Here is a 16117-nt window from a genome sequence, read left to right as displayed (position 1 = left end):
TGCACTGGTACAACTACCACCGACCCCACACCGGCATCGGCGGCCACACACCCGCCAGCCGCGGAACCAACCTCGCCGAACAACACACCTAGGGCCAGTCCGGCGGGTCGTGCAGCGCCCCGTAAGGGGCGCGGGATGGCACGTCGACTGCGGGCCGCCGGGGGCGCGACAAGCCACCACGCGCCCGCAGACGGGCTGCCGTGTCGCGCCCACGCGGCGGCAACCGCTGATCGACACCGCCCGCCCCGGCCGCGGGGGCGGCACCCCGGGGCGGCTACCGTAGAAGCACCATGAGCGCCGCATCGCAGACCCCGCCTGTCGCCGCCGGCGACGACGTCCCCACCCTCCTCGTCAAGATCTTCGGCAAGGACCGCCCCGGCATCACCGCCGGCCTCTTCGACACGCTTGCCGCCTTCGCGGTGGACGTCATAGACATCGAGCAGATCGTCACCCGGGGCCGCATCACACTGTGCGCCCTGGTCACCGCCCCCGCGGGCGGCGCGCCCGCCGAGGGGAACCTGCGGGCGACGGTGCACAGCTGGGCCGAGTCGATGCGGCTGCAGACCGAGATCATCTCGGGTCGCGGAGACAACAGGCCGCGCGGGACCGGCCGTTCCCACGTCACCGTGCTCGGTCACCCGCTGACCGCCGAGTCGACGGCCGCCATCGCGGCCTGCATCACCGACACCGGTGGCAACATCGACCGCATCTTCCGCCTCGCGAAGTACCCGGTGACAGCCGTGGAGTTCGCGGTGTCCGGCACCGAGACGGAGAAGCTGCGTACGGCACTGGCCACCGAGTCGGCCGCGCTCGGCGTGGACGTGGCGGTGGTGGCCGCCGGCCTGCAGCGGCGGGCGCAGCGGCTGGTGGTGATGGACGTGGACTCCACGCTCATCCAGGACGAGGTCATCGAGCTGTTCGCGGCGCACGCCGGCTGCGAGGCCGAGGTGGCCGAGGTGACCGCCCGGGCCATGCGCGGCGAGCTGGACTTCGAGGAGTCGCTGCACGAGCGGGTGGCCCTGCTGGCGGGGCTGGACGAGTCGGTGGTGGACAAGGTCCGCGCCGAGGTGCGCCTGACCCCCGGCGCCCGCACCCTGATCAAGACGCTGAAGCAGCTCGGCTTCCAGGTGGGCGTCGTCTCCGGCGGCTTCACACAGGTCACGGACGACCTGCGGGAGCGCCTCGGCCTGGACTTCGCCTCCGCCAACACCCTCGAGATCGTGGACGGCCGGCTGACCGGCCGGGTCACCGGCGAGATCGTGGACCGCGCGGGCAAGGCGCGGCTGCTGCGCCGGTTCGCGGCGGAGGCGGGCGTGCCGCTGGCCCAGACGGTGGCCGTCGGTGACGGCGCCAACGACCTGGACATGCTCAACGCGGCCGGCCTGGGCGTGGCCTTCAACGCCAAGCCCGTCGTGCGCGAGGCGGCGCACACCGCCGTGAACGTACCCTTCCTGGACACCGTGCTGTACCTGCTGGGGGTCACCCGCGAAGAGGTCGAGGCGGCCAACACTCACGAGTGACCCCTGCCCGGGCCCGGCTCAGGCGTGCGGGGCCCAGAAGGCGAGGAGCCTGCCGACGCCGTGCTCGACGGACTTCCAGGAGCCGGTGAAGCCCAGCACCGCGATCGCGGCCGTGGGGAAGCCGGAACGGTTCATCCGGGCCAGCAGATCGCCCTCGGCCTCGCCGGCGAGGGCGTCCGCGAGGGCGTGCATGCCCGGGTTGTGGCCGACGAGCACGACGTCCTGCACGTCCTCGGGGACCTCGTTGAGCAGGGCGATCAGCTCGCCGAGCGAGGCCTCGTACATCCGCTCCTCGTAGACGGTGCGCGGGCGCTCGGGCAGCTCCGACACGGCGAGCTTCCAGGTCTCGCGCGTACGGACCGAGGTGGAGCACAGGGCGAGGTCGGGTGTGATGCCGGAACCGGCGAGCCAGCGGCCGGCGACGGGGGCGTCCTTGCGGCCGCGCTCGGCGAGAGGGCGTTCGTGGTCGTTGGCGTCGGACCATTCTGCCTTGGCGTGCCGGAGGATGATGATCCTGCGGGTCGGTTCGGAGCTCATGCCGTCCAGCTTCGCACGAAACCCGTGGCGGGGCGCGGGGTGTTGAGGGCCTCGTCCCCCGCCGGACGGCGGGCGCCCGGCCGGGTGCTCACGGCACCGGGTGCCCGGTGACCTGCCGGGCCAGGCGCAGGACCTGTACGACGACGGTACCCGCACCTGCGGCCGGGCGCCCGCCGTCCGCGGAGACGGCGGAGGCCGGCGGGCGCAGCGCGGGCAGGCAGAACAGCGCCACGAACACCACGACGGGCAGCACCACGGCCCACCACGGCAGCCGGTTGGGGGACACGCGCATCGCCTCCGGACGTCGGACGCACCGCGGAGCCGCGGTGCACCTTCGACGCTACGGAGCCGGGCGGGCGGCTCCCATCCGGTGAGCCACCCAGACGACCCTGGCGTCGTCCCCTAGGGGACGGTGGGGACAGCCCCACCCCCGGGCGGGGGTCGTGGCCTCAGCCGGCGGCGAAGGTGGCAATCACGGCGATGACGACGGTGATGCCGAGCATCGCGCCGAGGATGGTCAGCAGGGCCTTCTGGCCCTTCTTGGGGTCCGGGTGCGGTTCGAGGACGGGCATGGCACCCAGTGTCCCATCCCGGCCGGTGCCCGCCTCACCCGGGCGTGTGGGTGACCCACGCCCTGCGCACCTGCAGCCAGCAGCGTTGGGTGAGGACGACACGGGCCGCGGGCCCGACGGCGACGGCGGCGGTGTCCATGGCCGGGTCCCACCAGTGGGCGCAACTCACGTGCAGCTGGACGCGGTCGGTGGTGGCGTTGCCGTTGTAACAGCGGGCGGTGACGTGGGAGCCGCGCACGCGGGTGTGGCACTCCGCCTCGCGCGCCGGCTCGGGCGAGGGTGCCGCGGCCGTGACGGCCGTCAGGGCGACGGCGCCGAGCACCACCGTGAGCGCCGCCCGGCGGAACGGGAAGCGCATGACCGTCCACCTCCTAGCTCCCGCCACCAGTGTGCGGGCGCGGCGGCGTCCGCACGACCCGGGAACGCACGCTGCCCGCGCCGGCGGACGGCCGGCGCGGGCAGCGCGGGGTGGTGCGGGGGGTTACGGGAGGGTCAGGCGCCCATCATGTGCACGCCGCCGTCGACGTGGATGATCTCGCCCGTCGTGCGGGGGAAGAAGTCCGAGAGCATGCCGACGATGCTGCGGCCGGTCGGCTCCGGGTCGGTGAGGTCCCAGCCGATGGGGGCGCGGTGGTTCCACACGTCCGCCAGCTCCTCGAAGCCGGGGATGGACTTGGCGGCCATCGACTTGATCGGGCCCGCCGAGACCAGGTTGCAGCGGATGCCCTTGGGGCCGAGGTCGCGGGCCAGGTAGCGGTTGGTGGACTCCAGTGCGGCCTTGGCCACGCCCATCCAGTCGTACTTCGGCCAGGCGATCTGCGCGTCGAAGGTCATGCCCACGATCGAGGAGCCCGCCGGCATCAGCGGCAGCAGGGCCATGGCCAGGGACTTGTAGGAGTACGCCGAGACCTGGACGGCGGTGGAGACGTCCTCCCAGCCGGCCTCCAGGAAGTTGAAGGCACCCTGCGGACCGAAGGCGATGGAGTGCACGACGCCGTCCAGCGGGACGTCGTCGCCGAGGTGCTCGCGCACCTTGTCGGCGAGGCCGTCGAGGTGCTCCTGGTTGGTCACGTCCAGCTCGATGACCGGCGCCGGCTTCGGCAGCCGCTTGGCGATGCGCTCGACGAGCGAGAGGCGGCCGAAACCGGTGAGGATGACCTCGGCGCCCTCGTTCTGGGCGACCTTGGCGGCCTGGAAGGCGATCGAGGCCTCGGTGAGGACTCCGGTGATCAGAATGCGCTTGCCTGCAAGGATTCCACTCATGGTGATCAGTGACCCATGCCCAATCCGCCGTCGACGGGAATGACGGCTCCGGTGATGTATGCGGCGTCGTCGGAGGCGAGGAAGCGGACCGAGGCCGCGATCTCCTCGGGCTGCGCATAGCGGCCCAGCGGGACGCCGGCGACGATGCCCTTGCGCTGCTCGTCGGAGAGCACACGGGTCATGTCGGTGTCCACGAAGCCGGGCGCGACGACATTGATGGTGATGTTGCGGGAGCCCAGCTCGCGGGCGAGCGAGCGGGCGAAGCCGACCAGGCCGGCCTTGGAGGCGGCGTAGTTCGCCTGGCCGGCGGACCCCAGGAGGCCGACGACGGAGGAGATCAGGACGACGCGGCCCTTGCGGGCGCGGAGCATGCCCTTGGAGGCGCGCTTGACGACGCGGAAGGTGCCGGTGAGGTTGGTGTCGATGACGGAGGTGAAGTCCTCCTCCGACATGCGCAGCAGCAGCTGGTCGCGGGTGACGCCGGCGTTGGCGATCAGCACCTCGACGGCGCCCTGCTTCTCCTCGATCTCCTTGTAGGCCTGCTCGACCTGCTCCGGATCGGTGATGTCGCACTTCACGGGCAGGCAGCCGAGGTCCACGAGCTCGGTCGGCGGCTCCCCGGAGCGGTAGGTGAAGGCGACCTTGTCGCCGGCGTCGGCGAAGGCTCGGGCGATGGCGAGGCCGATGCCCCGGTTACCTCCGGTGACGAGAACCGAGCGGCTCAAAGGATCACCCTTCCGTTGTCGTATCCCTGAATCCTGGCGGACTACACCGAACGTATCGGTAGAGGTCGCCGAAGCGAGAAGCGACCTGCGACAGGGGGAACCGGCGGTCGCTGTTGGATCTCTACAGAAAAGCTGGGCCCGAGGTCAGCGCCCCGCGGGCGTCCAGTGGGCGGGCCTGCTCAGGCCCGCGGGCAGCTTGGTGGCCGCGTCGCCGCGGGCGGCGTGGACCTGCGGCTGGGTCAGGAACAGGCTGCCGGTCAGGTCGGCGCCGGCGAGGTTCGCGTCGCGCAGGTCCGCGCCGATGAGGTCGGCGCCGCGCAGGTCCGCGCCGCCGAGGTCGGCGGCGATGAGGTAGGCGCCGCGCAGATTGGCCCCGCGCAGGTCGGCCTTGCGCAGCCGGGCGCCCATGAGGTCGGCGCCGCGGTGGTTGCGGGTTTTGCGGCCGGCCGCGGAGCGTACGAGCTCGCTGGTGCGCAGCAGCAGGGCGCTGACGCCCTCCCGGTGGGCCGCGAGGTCGAGGGCGGCGAGCTCCTCGGGGGTGCCCAGCGTCAGGCGTTCGGTCTCCTCCAGCGCCGTGCGCAGCTCGGCGTGCAGGGGCCGGGCCTTGGGCAGGGCCAGCGCCTCGGTGAGGTACGACAGCAGCTCGTGGAGGTGGCGCACCACGGGGAACGCCTCGAACATCGGCTGCCGCAGCTCGGGATTGCTGCGCCAGTCGCGGCCGCCGAAGGTGACCTGCGAGACCTTCTGTCCGGCGCCGAAGCAGTCGTAGACGGTGCAACCGGTGAAGCCCTTCTCGCGCAGCCGGGCGTGGATGCCGCAGCCGAAGTCCTGCCGCAGGTTCGTGCAGGGCTTGCCGGCGGGCTTGTCCACGGCGAAGTCCGCGGAGGCGGCGAAGGGCAGGGCCACGCAGCACAGCCCGAAGCAGCTGCCGCAGTCGCCCTGCAGGGCCGTCCGGTCGGGTGTCGCAGCGGGCACGGGGTGCTTCCTTCCGGGGGCCGCACGGTGGACGGCCGGGTGGGTGACGTTGCAGGCCACGACACCTTAACGGCATCGTTCACTGCAATCACACCGATAAGGAGCGTGGACCGTGCCGCATGAGATCGATCCGTCCTTCCTCGCGCTGCCGCTGCGCCCCCTGGCCGACGCGGCGCTCGCGCGGGCGCGGGCCCTGGGCGCCCAGCACGCGGACTTCCGCCTCGAGCGCGTGCGCAGCGCCTCGTGGCGGCTGCGGGACGCCCGGCCGGCGGGTTCCTCGGACGCCACGGACCTGGGCTACGCGGTGCGGGTGGTGCACAACGGGACCTGGGGGTTCGCCTCGGGCGTGGAGCTGACGATGGACGCGGCCGCGCGCGTGGCGTCGCAGGCGGTGGCGATGGCGAAGCTGTCGGCGAAGATCATCGCGGCCGCCGGGTCCGACGAGAGGGTGGAGCTGGCCGAGGAGCCGGTGCACTCCGAGCGCACCTGGGTCTCCTCGTACGACATCGATCCGTTCGAGGTGCCGGACGGCGAGAAGAGCGGGCTGCTGGCCGACTGGAGCGAGCGGCTGCTGGGCGCGGAGGGCGTCGCGCACGTGGACGCGTCGCTGCTGACCGTCCACGAGAACAAGTTCTACGCCGACTCGGCGGGCACGGTCACCACGCAGCAGCGGGTGCGGCTGCACCCGCAGGTCACCGCCGTGGCCGTCGACGAGGACAGCGGCTTCGACTCGCTGCGCACCCTCGCCCCGCCCGCCGGGCGCGGCTGGGAGTACCTGACCGGCGCCGGTGGCTGGGACTGGGACGCGGAGCTCGCGCAGATGCCCTCGCTGCTGGCGGAGAAGATGCGCGCGCCGAGCGTGGAGCCGGGCGCGTACGACCTGGTCGTCGATCCGTCCAACCTGTGGCTGACGATCCACGAGTCCATCGGCCACGCCACCGAGCTCGACCGGGCCCTGGGCTACGAGGCCGCCTACGCGGGCACGTCGTTCGCGACGCCGGACCTGCTGGGCACGCTGAAGTACGGCTCGGATATCATGAACGTGACGGGCGACCGCACGGCCGAGCACGGCCTGGCCACCATCGGCTACGACGACGAGGGCGTGGCCGCCCAGTCCTGGGACCTCGTGCGCGACGGCGTCCTGGTGGGCTACCAGACCGACCGCCGCATCGCCCGCCTCATGGACCTCGGCCGCTCCAACGGCTGCGCCTACGCCGACTCCCCCGCCCACGTCCCCGTCCAGCGCATGGCCAACGTCTCCCTCCAGCCGGCCCCCGACGGGCCGTCGACGCAGGAGCTGATCGCGGGCGTGGAACGGGGCATCTACGTGGTCGGCGACCGGTCGTGGAGCATCGACATGCAGAGGTACAACTTCCAGTTCACGGGTCAGAGGGCCTACGCAATCCGCAACGGCCGCCTAGCGGGTCAGATTCGCGACTTTGCGTACCAGGGGATCACCCCGGAGTTCTGGGGCTCCATGGAGGCGGTGGGAGGACCCCAGACGTACGTGCTGGGAGGGGCCTTCAACTGTGGAAAGGCCCAGCCGGGCCAGGTCGCCTCGGTGTCCCACGGGTGCCCGTCGGCACTGTTCAGGAACGTGAACATCCTGAACACGGCGGAGGAGGCGGGAGCCGCCTGACCGTGATCGCCGGGGAGCCCGAAGTCTGCACCAGGTCGACACGTCATCACGGCGAATCGAGGACGGGCCGAGGCCGGGCCGGGCCGGACCGAAGCAGACGAAGGCGAACCGGCGGACCGGCGGACCGGCAGACCGGCAGACCGGCAGACCGGAGAACCACCTAGGGACTTTCGTCTGGATCAACGTGGGGACCGGTCACGACCAGAACTCGTCCTCGGTCTGCTGGTCCCCCTGGAACTCGCGGAATGAGACGGCCCTGCCGCCGGCGATGCCCCAGACGTGCACTTCCGGCGAGGACCAGGTCCGACCGTTGCGCTCTGCGCTGATCGTGCACAGGACGACGACCCTGGACTCATCCGTGAGCACGTCGTCGATCTGGATGCGAAATGTGCCCTCGGACAGCTCCATGACCCGCTTGAAGAATCCGACGAGTTCGTGGTGCCCTCGATAGTCGCCGGAGAGCGGGCTGCGCCCCGGAACGTGCCAGGTGATGTCCTCGGCAAAAGCCCGAAGCACCGTGGGGATGTCGCCGGCCCCGAAGGCGTCGTACGCATCCTTGATCAGTTTCCGGTTGTCGGCGGCCATCGTTGCCTCTCCCGTCGTCCGGAGGCCAGTCGGGTCTGCCTGCTTCCATGCTGGTCCCACAGAGCACGAGCTGCGAGCCAAGCGGATAGCGCGTGGGCGGGCCGTAGGCGTCACTCTCCGCCGATGGCCGGCTGGATCTCGATCGTGAAGGCCCCGTCCTCGGGGGCACCGGCCAGCCGTGCCCGGCGTTCACATCTTCCACATTGCCACCGTCGAAGGCAGCTGACGAACAGAACCGCTGTGGCCTCCAGCGATAGGTGGTCAGGGAACGGGAGCTGCCATTGCGCGGATCCGCGATACGGAGCCCGCGGGTGCGACCCTTCCTTCGAAGAGCGAGGTCCCGAGCGGCTGTCGCGAAGGCGCACCTGGCGGCCTAGCCTTAAATCAGGGGGGATGAGTGGAAGGGAGCCTTGAGATGCATTTCGTCCTGCTCGCGACCCACACGCCGGACACCTGTCCGACCGCCAACGCGACGACGCGCGACCTGTTGCTGAAGATCGCTCCTGACCTGCCGAACTTGGCCCAGAAGGCAGGGGTCGACATCGTGGCCGGTCCCTTCGTCAACCGCGAGCACACGGTGGTCGTGGTCGTTCGGTCCGACAAGGCCGAGAATGTCGACCGCTTCCTCATGGAGGCTCGATTCCCCCAGTGGAACAGCGTTCGTGTGCTGCCGTCGCTGACCATGGAAGAGGGTCTCGCCGAGGTCCAGGCTCAGACACCGATCTTCTGAGCCGCCCGATCAAGTACGGGCGGCGTCTACGAATTTCAAGGGCGCGCCTGCGGCGCGCCCTTGATCGGGCGGCCGGGGCGCCCCACACCCGATACAGCCCCCTTGAAGCGCGAAGGCGACCGGCCAGGGCCAGGCGGAACGGCCCTGGCTGGAGAGCACTACCGGTGGTGAGCCGACAGCAGGTTCGTCGTGGCGCAGGTCAGAACATGGCTGGCTACGAGGGGACAAGTGGGGGGCGCGGGTCCGGTGCTCGGAATGCAGGACCGTGGGAGGTTGGCCGCCGTTCTCGCGCCGTCTCCCCTGCAGCAGCGTAAGGAGACCGCACCGCCCGGCCATGGCTGAGGGGGAGCTGGCTGCTGCCGCGGTGTGGCTCAGCCCGGCGGAGACGCTCCGCTCGATCTGCCATCGTCGTGGGTTGAGCGTCCGGCTGACGACTCGAATGACACAGACCTTTGGAGCGCATATTTAGCCAAGATCCGGTTGCTTGTTGCCCCCCTTCCCTGGTGTCGATCTTGAACCTATGGTTTCCGCTGTCGCCGGGGCGAGTTCCTGACCAGGCCACCCCTCAATGGACTAGGGGAATCCAGAAATGAAGCGTGCTTTATCCAGCGTCCTTTCCGTTGCCCTGCTCGGTGGTGCTCTGATCACCGGTACGGCGGGCACCGCCTCCGCAACCACGAGTGCCCAGCCCGCAGTCGAGGCTGTGGCCCCTGTGGCCGAGGTTGCGCCGCCTGTCGTCCTGGTCGACCCTGTCGGCGAGCGGCGGACGATGTGCACGTACTACAAGGACAAGAACGCGTGCGCCTCGCTGCTGAGCGGTCACAAGATGAACGATGTGGTCTCCAAGGTCGTCGTCGCTGGAGCCACGGCCTGCCTGTCCTCCCTCACCTAACCCTGGGGAACAAAAACGATGGCCAAGATCATCGCTACTCTCGTCTGGGTCATAGCGCTCGTTGTCGTCAATAAGCTCTTGGACGACAACGACTGGGCTCAGTACGCCATCACCTTCATTATGGGCGGAATTTACGTCCTGCTGATCAACAAGGTGGGCTCGCCCGGCGCACGGAACAGACAATAGATCACGGCCTTCGACCTTTCTTGGCTGGGCATCGATCGCTGTCGGCGAGCGAACGGTGATCGGCGTATGTCCATGCCCGTCAGGCGATCCCCGGAGCAGCATTGGGGCCCCGGGGATCGTCTCGTTGGGGAAGTTCGGACCAATCGGACGGGCCCCTGATCGGTGTGTTGTCCGTCCGCTGGTCAACGGAGGGAGAACCAGCGGCGAACCCGTGAATCGGGGATCTGGAGAGCGGGAGCCGAGGCCCTTCCTGCGACGGCTCCCGCCCGCTCGTAGGGCACCTGATGAGGTGCGTCTCAGCGGCGTTCGTCGCGTCTGGAGTGCGACCAGCCGCGCTGAACCTGCGGCTGCTTGTTGGCATCCACGCGCATCGGACCACCTTCCTTGAAGGCCACGATGACGTCATCCGAACGCCGGCGGACGTCCTTCACCTCTCGCTCCTCCCGACCGTCGCGCACGAGGTCGCCGCGCTGGAGCATGTAGGCGAGCAGACGCATCAGATCCATCCTTCGACAGGGACCGTCACCACGGCCCACACGGTTTTCCCGACGCCCGCGCGGTCGTCGACTCCCCACTGCGCGGACAGCAGAGAGACGAGGTGGAGCCCACGACCACTCTCCGGGTCCTGAGGGCGCAGGACGGGGCGTACCTCCGAGGCGTCGTCCACCGCGATGCGTACGCCGTCCGCTTCACGGCGGAAGGACGTCGCGATCTGGCGGCCCGGTGACACCTTCGCGTGAACCACCGCGTTCGTCATGAGTTCGGAGAGCACGACGAGGGCCGTGTCCTCCAACAGCGCCAGGCCCCAGTCCGCGAGCGCCTTGCGCAGCTCAGCGCGGGCGAGACCGACGCACCGGCGGTGCCGCGGCCAAAACCGCTTCACCTCTTGCCCCTTGGCAATCTCCGGCTGTCTCTCCATGCCGATCAGCATCACGAAAAGTCGTTCGCGCAAGGAGACCACCGTGATTACCCACCGTGGGTAACATCACCGGGTACGCCGCACCATGACTCAAGACGTATCCGTCCTTCCCGGAGCGTTGTTCATGCCCAGGTACGAGGCCCCCGAGGGCTTTCTCGCGCGCGTGCTCGACAGTGCCGAGATGATCGACGCATGCCGGGCCCGCGACTTCTCCACGATCTTCCGGTTGGCCAAGCGCGCCGGCATCTACCCCTCCTTGATCGCCAGCCGCTGCGGCATGACACCCAGCCGTGCCGGCGAGATCCTCAAGGGACAGCGCGACGTCATCAAGATGACCGTGATCGAGGACATCGCCGACGGGCTTCGCATCCCCGGCCACATGCTCGGGCTGGCGCGCCGTGAGTGGGAGCAGGAGGGCAGCGCCGCTGAGGCCCGGGCGACCGGCCAGGGCGAGTTGTGGGTGCCCGCCGGGGACGGGTTGGACGACGCGTGGTCCGTCGACCTGGACCACGAGCAGGCGGACCCGCAGTTCATCGTGAACCTCATCGAGGACCAGCTGCCCCAGCACTACGACGGTGCCAACTACTTCGGTGCCCGGCACAGCATCCCTGCTGTGATCGAGCACGCCAGGACGGTCAACCGCCTCCTGGAGACCGCGGCCGGCCGCCACCGCGACGCGCTCTTACGCACGGGTGGCAAGGTGGCCGAGTTCATCGGGTGGCTGTACCAGGACCTGGGCGACTTCAAGGCGGCCGCGTACTGGTCGGACCGCTCGATGGAGTGGGCGCAGGAAGCAGCCGACGACCACATGCAGGCGTACGTCCTCTTCCGCAAGAGCAACCAGGCCACCGCCAGGGCCAGCGCTGGGAAGGCCATCGGGTTGGCCAGGGCCGCGCAGCGGTTGCCGGACCTCACTCCGCGCCTGACGGCGTTGGCGGCGCAGCAGGAGGCCCAGGCGTACGCGCTGCAGCGCAACCCCAAGGCCGCCCTTGCCAACTTCGACGAAGCCCAGGCACTCGTCGCGGCCGCGGACACCGGGGAGTCGAGCGTCGACACCTCGTACTGCACGCCGACCTACATCGAGATCCAGCGGGCGAACTGCTGGATCGACCTCGGGCAGCCCGAACGGGCCGTTGAGCTCTTCGAGCGGCAGTTGGCTGCGCTCCCGCCTGTGTACCGCAACGACCGCGGCGTCTACCTCGCGCGGCTGGCACGCGCCCACGTCACGGCCGGCGACCTGGAGCAGGGCGCCGAGGCTGCGACGAAGGCCCTCGCGATCGTGACGCACACGGGATCGGGCCGGACGTTCGCCGAGCTTGCGTCGGTGGCCCGAGCCGTCGATGGCCAGAAGGCTGTCCCGGCGGTGGCGACGTTCTTTGAGCGCTTCGAGATCGTTCGCGACCGGTTCGCGGCATGACGAGATCGATTGAAGTGCGGAAAGCTGTGCCCATGGACGATCTGATCACGCAAGCCACCTCCGGCGACGAGCGCGAGCGCGGCCCGGCCGTCGCCGTCCTGCCCGTCGGAAGCTTCGAGCAGCACGGCGATCACCTGCCCCTGATCACGGACACGGCCATCGCCTGCATGATCGCTCGCCGTCTGGCCGACGATCACGGTCTCTTCCTGCTGCCACCGATCACGATCAGTTGCTCCCACGAGCACGCCCCCATGGCCGGCACCGTCAGCATCAGCGCCGGGACGCTCTACGCGATGGTCCACGACATATGGCGCAGCCTCGAAGCCTCCGGCGTCCCGGGCCTGCTCATCGTCAACGGCCACGGCGGCAACTACGTCCTGCAGAACGTCGTCCAGGAGCTCAACGTCACCGGCCCCCGCGTCGCCCTCTTCCCCGTCAGCGAGGACCGCGCCCGGGCGCGCGCCGACGCCGAGCTGGAGAGCAGCAGCGCCGAGGACATGCACGGCGGAGAGTTCGAGGTCTCCCTGCTCCTCCACGGGGCCCCGCACCTCGTGCGGGAGGGTATCGACGAGGACGACCACTCGGCTCCCAGCCGCCCGCACCTGCTCACCCTGGGCATGGCCGGCTACACGACGAACGGCGTCATCGGACAGCCCTCGCTCGCCACGGCCGCCAAGGGGAAGGCAATCTTGGACAGCTTCTCGCGGTCCGCTCAGGCCCATCTGAAGATCATCGCGCCCGGATGAAGGGTCGCCCAAACGGGTCAGGCGAGGTCTTCGGGTGCCCGCGTTAAGGTGATCGGCAGGTCGACACGAAGTCATCACCGGACCCCGTCCAGTCCGGTTTCAACCGGTATCAACGGGGATTGGGGGCACACCGTGAAACCCACCCTGACCTGCGTAAACGCCGATCAGAGGGGTATACCCCCCGACCCGGCGGTGAACTTCCAGTTCACGGGTCAGAGGTTCTTCAGGATCGAGAACGGCCGGCTGGCCGGACAGCTGAGGGACGTCGCCTACCAGGCGACCACGACGGACTTCTGGGGCTCCATGGTGGCGGTCGGCGGCCCGCAGACGTACGTCCTGGGGGGCGCCTTCAATTGCGGCAAGGCCCAGCCTGGCCAGGTCGCCGCCGTCTCCCACGGCTGCCCGTCGGCACTGTTCAGGAACGTGAACATCCTCAACACCACCCAGGAGGCCGGTCAGTGAGCCCTCGCCAGCACAAGCCCCACGAGATCGTCGAGCGCGCGCTGGAGCTGTCGCGCGCCGACGGGTGCGTCGTCATCGCCGAGGAGCGGTCGACCGCCAATCTGCGGTGGGCCGGCAATGCCCTGACGACCAACGGTGTCACCCGGGGGCGGAGTGTGACGGTCGTGGCGACCGTCGACGGGGCCGAGGGCACGGCCTCGGGGGTCGTGTCGCGGTCGGCGGTCACCGTGGACGAGCTGGAGCCGCTGGTGCGGGCGGCGGAGGCCGCGGCGCGGGAGGCCGGGCCCGCGGAGGACGCGCAGCCGCTGGTGACGGGGGTGCCGCAGGACGCGGCGTTCACGGAGGCGCCCGCCGAGACCTCCTCGGCCGTCTTCGACGCCTTCGCGCCGGCGCTGGGCGAGTCCTTCGCTCGGGCGCGGGCGGCGCAGCGGGAGCTGTACGGCTTCGCCCACCACGAGGTGGTCTCCAGTTACCTGGGCACCTCCGCGGGGCTGCGGCTGCGCCACGACCAGCCGACGGGCACGTTGGAGCTCAATGCCAAGAGCCCGGACCGTGCGCGCAGTGCGTGGGCGGGGCGGGCCACGCGGGACTTCGCCGACGTCGATCCGCTGGCGTTGGACGCCGAGCTGGCGGAGCGGCTGGGGTGGGCGCGGCGGCGCACCGAGCTGCCGGCGGGGCGGTACGAGACGCTGCTGCCGCCGACGGCGGTGGCCGATCTGCTGGTGTACCAGCAGTGGTCCGCCTCGGCGCGGGACGCGGCCGAGGGCCGTACGGTCTTCTCGCGGCCCGGTGGCGGCACCCGGGTCGGGGAGCGGCTGTCGGAGTTGCCGATGACGTTGCGCAGCGATCCGCAGGCGCCGGGTCTGCAGTGTGCGCCGTTCGTGCTGACGGGGGCTTCGGGGGACGACGCGTCGGTGTTCGACAACGGTCTGCCCATCGCCGCCACGGACTGGATCCGCGACGGTGTGCTCACCCACCTGCTCACCACGCGGCACAGTGCCGGGCTGACGGGCCTGCCCGTCCGGCCGTACACGGACAACCTGGTGCTGGACGCGGGTGGCACCCGGTCGCTGGCGGAGATGGTGGCGGCCAGTGGCCATGACGGGCCGGTGCTGCTGCTGACGTGCCTGTGGTACATCCGCGAGGTGGATCCGGCGTCGCTGCTGCTGACGGGGCTCACCCGGGACGGGGTGTACCTGGTGGAGAAGGGGGAGGTCGTGGCGGAGGTCAACAACTTCCGTTTCAACGAGTCCCCGGTCTCGCTGCTCTCGCGGGCGACGGAGGCGGGCGTCACGGAGCGGACGCTGCCGCGCGAGTGGGGGGACTACTTCACCCGGGCGGCGATGCCCGCGCTGCGCGTTCCCGACTTCAACATGAGCTCGGTGAGCCGGGGCGTGTAGCGGCCGGGGAAGAACTGCCGGGCGGCCGGGCCGCCCGGCAAATTAGACTCGGCCCTGTCCTTTGTCCGACAACCCACTACAGGAACGCCACGATGACACGCCTCGGCGACTCCGTCGCACGCGTCAGCGCCCTGCTGGCGCAGGACCTCTCCACCGATTCGGCCGTGGAGCAGCTGCTCACGGAGACGAAGGCGAGGCGCTATCTGGACCTGTCCGACCTGTCGCCGAAGGACCAGGCCGAGCTGATCGCCGGCCGTGCGGTCGAGGTGCTGCCCGGTGTGAGCAAGCTGGCCGACCGCATCGAGGCGCGCCGCGCCGAGGGCAAGGGGCTGCGGATCAAGCTGGGTATCGACCCGACGGGCACGGACGTGCACCTGGGGCACGCCGTGCCGATGATCATCCTCAGCCGGTTCCAGCGGATGGGTCACGACGTCACCCTGCTGATCGGTGACTTCACCGCGAAGATCGGTGACCCGACGGGCCGTACGGCGGAGCGCCCGCCGCTGACGGACGACGACATCGCGCGGAACCTGGCCTCCTACCGGGACCAGGTCCGGCCGTTCTTCGACTTCGAGAAGGTCAGCTTCCGGCAGAACAGCGAGTGGCTGGCGCCGTACACCTTCCCGGAGCTGCTGGGCGTCCTGGCGCAGGTGCCGGTCTCGCAGCTGCTGCAGCGCGAGGACTTCCGCAACCGGCTGGCGGCCGGCTCGGGCCTGACGATGACGGAGATGCTCTACCCGATCGCGCAGGCGCTGGACTCGGTGGCGCTGGAGTGCGACGTGGAGCTCGGCGGTGCCGACCAGCTGCTGAACCTGCAGATGGGCCGCAAGCTCATGGAGGTGCACCGGCAGACGCCGCAGCTGGTGGTCACGATGCCGCTGATCGAGGGCACGGACGGCACCGGCGCGAAGATGTCGAAGTCCAAGGGCAACTACGTGGGCCTGTCGGCGCCGGCCGACGACGTCTTCGGCAAGATCATGTCGGTGCCGGACCGACTGATGGAGCCCTACCTCAAGGCGTGGACGGAGTGGACGGACGAGGAGATCGCGCTCGTGCTCTCCCGCCTGGAGGAGAAGGCGCTGCACCCGATGGACCTGAAGAAGGTCCTCGCGGGTGAGGTCGTGGCCGCGCTGTACGGCGTGGAGGCGGCGATGGCGGCGCGGGCCGGGTTCGTGGCGCAGTTCTCCAAGAAGAGCTTCGGTGACGTCGAGACGCCGGTGGTCGACCTCGCCGAGCACGGCGCGGAGCCGGCGACGGCGGTGCTGAGCAAGGTGCTGGGCTTCCAGCCGAGCGCCTCGGCCGCGCGCCGGGTGGCCAAGCAGAACGGTCTGCGGCTGGTCCTGCAGACGGCCGGCGGCCAGGAGGCCGTGGTGCTTGCCGAGGCGGAGGCGCTGCGGCCGCTGGGCGAGGTGGCCCGGGAGCTGCTGGCCGGGCGCACGGTGGACGGGGTCTACCTCAAGGCCGGCCGCAGGATCGCGGAGCTGCGCGGGCTGTAGGCGCCGTCCGCCATGACGGCATGACGAGGCGGCCGGTGCGCGAGGTGCGCACC

At 70.3% G+C, this 16117-nt stretch carries 19 protein-coding genes and 1 pseudogene; 10 read left to right on the top strand and 10 right to left on the bottom strand.

Annotated elements, in window-relative coordinates:
• Positions 1-290: 290 nt before the first annotated feature.
• Positions 291-1520, top strand: coding sequence for a phosphoserine phosphatase SerB (serB, locus tag AB0K17_RS24220; RefSeq protein ID WP_365969204.1), 1230 nt, complete (start codon positions 291-293; stop codon positions 1518-1520).
• An 18-nt stretch (positions 1521-1538) separates the two neighbouring features.
• On the opposite strand, the gene AB0K17_RS24215 is transcribed toward serB, so the two are convergent.
• The 7 genes from AB0K17_RS24215 to AB0K17_RS24185 all read right to left on the bottom strand — a co-directional run bounded on the left by AB0K17_RS24215 (position 1539) and on the right by AB0K17_RS24185 (position 5592).
• Positions 1539-2057, bottom strand: a complete 519-nt coding sequence (locus tag AB0K17_RS24215; protein WP_365969205.1) for a histidine phosphatase family protein — start codon at positions 2055-2057, stop codon at positions 1539-1541.
• Positions 2058-2145: 88 nt separating this feature from the next.
• Positions 2146-2343 (bottom strand): hypothetical protein, encoded by a 198-nt coding sequence (locus AB0K17_RS24210; RefSeq protein WP_365969206.1) that lies wholly within the window; start codon positions 2341-2343, stop codon positions 2146-2148.
• A gap of 163 nt (positions 2344-2506) precedes the next feature.
• On the bottom strand, positions 2507-2629 hold the full coding sequence (locus AB0K17_RS24205) for an SGM_5486 family transporter-associated protein (RefSeq protein ID WP_344436940.1): 123 nt from the start codon (positions 2627-2629) through the stop codon (positions 2507-2509).
• A gap of 34 nt (positions 2630-2663) precedes the next feature.
• Positions 2664-2987, bottom strand: a complete 324-nt coding sequence (locus AB0K17_RS24200) for a hypothetical protein (protein ID WP_365984223.1) — start codon at positions 2985-2987, stop codon at positions 2664-2666.
• Between the two features lie 134 nt (positions 2988-3121).
• On the bottom strand, positions 3122-3892 hold the full coding sequence (gene fabI, locus AB0K17_RS24195; protein ID WP_365969210.1) for an enoyl-ACP reductase FabI: 771 nt from the start codon (positions 3890-3892) through the stop codon (positions 3122-3124).
• Between the two features lie 5 nt (positions 3893-3897).
• Positions 3898-4617 (bottom strand): 3-oxoacyl-[acyl-carrier-protein] reductase, encoded by a 720-nt coding sequence (gene fabG, locus AB0K17_RS24190; RefSeq protein WP_365969211.1) that lies wholly within the window; start codon positions 4615-4617, stop codon positions 3898-3900.
• A 144-nt stretch (positions 4618-4761) separates the two neighbouring features.
• On the bottom strand, positions 4762-5592 hold the full coding sequence (locus tag AB0K17_RS24185; RefSeq protein WP_365969212.1) for a pentapeptide repeat-containing protein: 831 nt from the start codon (positions 5590-5592) through the stop codon (positions 4762-4764).
• Positions 5593-5704: 112 nt separating this feature from the next.
• Here AB0K17_RS24185 and AB0K17_RS24180 point away from each other — a divergent pair, with 112 nt between their 5' ends.
• Positions 5705-7231: a TldD/PmbA family protein gene (locus AB0K17_RS24180; protein WP_365984222.1), complete on the top strand. Its 1527-nt coding sequence runs from the start codon at positions 5705-5707 to the stop codon at positions 7229-7231.
• Between the two features lie 195 nt (positions 7232-7426).
• Here the strand turns inward: AB0K17_RS24180 and AB0K17_RS24175 are convergent, their stop codons facing one another.
• A complete protein-coding gene (locus AB0K17_RS24175; protein WP_365984221.1) occupies positions 7427-7816 on the bottom strand; it encodes a nuclear transport factor 2 family protein in 390 nt (129 codons plus the stop codon).
• 415 nt (positions 7817-8231) lie between these two features.
• Between AB0K17_RS24175 and AB0K17_RS24170 the strand changes: the two genes are divergently transcribed.
• From AB0K17_RS24170 to AB0K17_RS24160, 3 genes are all read left to right on the top strand, one after another.
• Entirely contained in the window at positions 8232-8546 is a 315-nt protein-coding gene (locus tag AB0K17_RS24170) for a hypothetical protein (protein WP_365984220.1), read from the top strand.
• A gap of 589 nt (positions 8547-9135) precedes the next feature.
• On the top strand, positions 9136-9438 hold the full coding sequence (locus tag AB0K17_RS24165) for a hypothetical protein (RefSeq protein ID WP_365984219.1): 303 nt from the start codon (positions 9136-9138) through the stop codon (positions 9436-9438).
• 18 nt (positions 9439-9456) lie between these two features.
• Positions 9457-9624: a hypothetical protein gene (locus tag AB0K17_RS24160; protein WP_365984218.1), complete on the top strand. Its 168-nt coding sequence runs from the start codon at positions 9457-9459 to the stop codon at positions 9622-9624.
• A gap of 296 nt (positions 9625-9920) precedes the next feature.
• On the opposite strand, the gene AB0K17_RS24155 is transcribed toward AB0K17_RS24160, so the two are convergent.
• Both AB0K17_RS24155 and AB0K17_RS24150 read right to left on the bottom strand, forming a co-directional pair.
• The gene (locus AB0K17_RS24155; RefSeq protein WP_365984217.1) at positions 9921-10121 is read right to left on the bottom strand and encodes a hypothetical protein; all 201 of its coding nucleotides are present in this window, start codon (positions 10119-10121) and stop codon (positions 9921-9923) included.
• Positions 10121-10576 (bottom strand): ATP-binding protein, encoded by a 456-nt coding sequence (locus AB0K17_RS24150; protein ID WP_365984216.1) that lies wholly within the window; start codon positions 10574-10576, stop codon positions 10121-10123. The genes AB0K17_RS24155 and AB0K17_RS24150 overlap by 1 nt, the downstream gene beginning before the upstream one ends.
• A gap of 91 nt (positions 10577-10667) precedes the next feature.
• Here AB0K17_RS24150 and AB0K17_RS24145 point away from each other — a divergent pair, with 91 nt between their 5' ends.
• The 5 genes and pseudogenes from AB0K17_RS24145 to tyrS all read left to right on the top strand — a co-directional run bounded on the left by AB0K17_RS24145 (position 10668) and on the right by tyrS (position 16064).
• On the top strand, positions 10668-11960 hold the full coding sequence (locus AB0K17_RS24145) for a hypothetical protein (RefSeq protein WP_365984214.1): 1293 nt from the start codon (positions 10668-10670) through the stop codon (positions 11958-11960).
• A gap of 32 nt (positions 11961-11992) precedes the next feature.
• Entirely contained in the window at positions 11993-12706 is a 714-nt protein-coding gene (locus AB0K17_RS24140; protein ID WP_365984213.1) for a creatininase family protein, read from the top strand.
• 195 nt (positions 12707-12901) lie between these two features.
• A pseudogene (locus AB0K17_RS24135) lies at positions 12902-13168 on the top strand (metallopeptidase TldD-related protein); the annotation flags it as partial.
• Positions 13165-14568, top strand: coding sequence for a metallopeptidase TldD-related protein (locus tag AB0K17_RS24130; protein WP_365984212.1), 1404 nt, complete (start codon positions 13165-13167; stop codon positions 14566-14568). The pseudogene AB0K17_RS24135 and the gene AB0K17_RS24130, both read left to right, overlap by 4 nt.
• A gap of 92 nt (positions 14569-14660) precedes the next feature.
• Positions 14661-16064, top strand: coding sequence for a tyrosine--tRNA ligase (tyrS, locus tag AB0K17_RS24125; protein ID WP_365969220.1), 1404 nt, complete (start codon positions 14661-14663; stop codon positions 16062-16064).
• Positions 16065-16117: the final 53 nt, after the last annotated feature.

It is taken from the genome of Streptomyces sp. NPDC049585 (assembly GCF_040675615.1).
Lineage (GTDB): Bacteria > Actinomycetota > Actinomycetes > Streptomycetales > Streptomycetaceae > Streptomyces > Streptomyces luteosporeus.
Note: the sequence above shows the minus strand (reverse complement) of the source record. Positions and strands in the feature narration are given on the sequence as shown.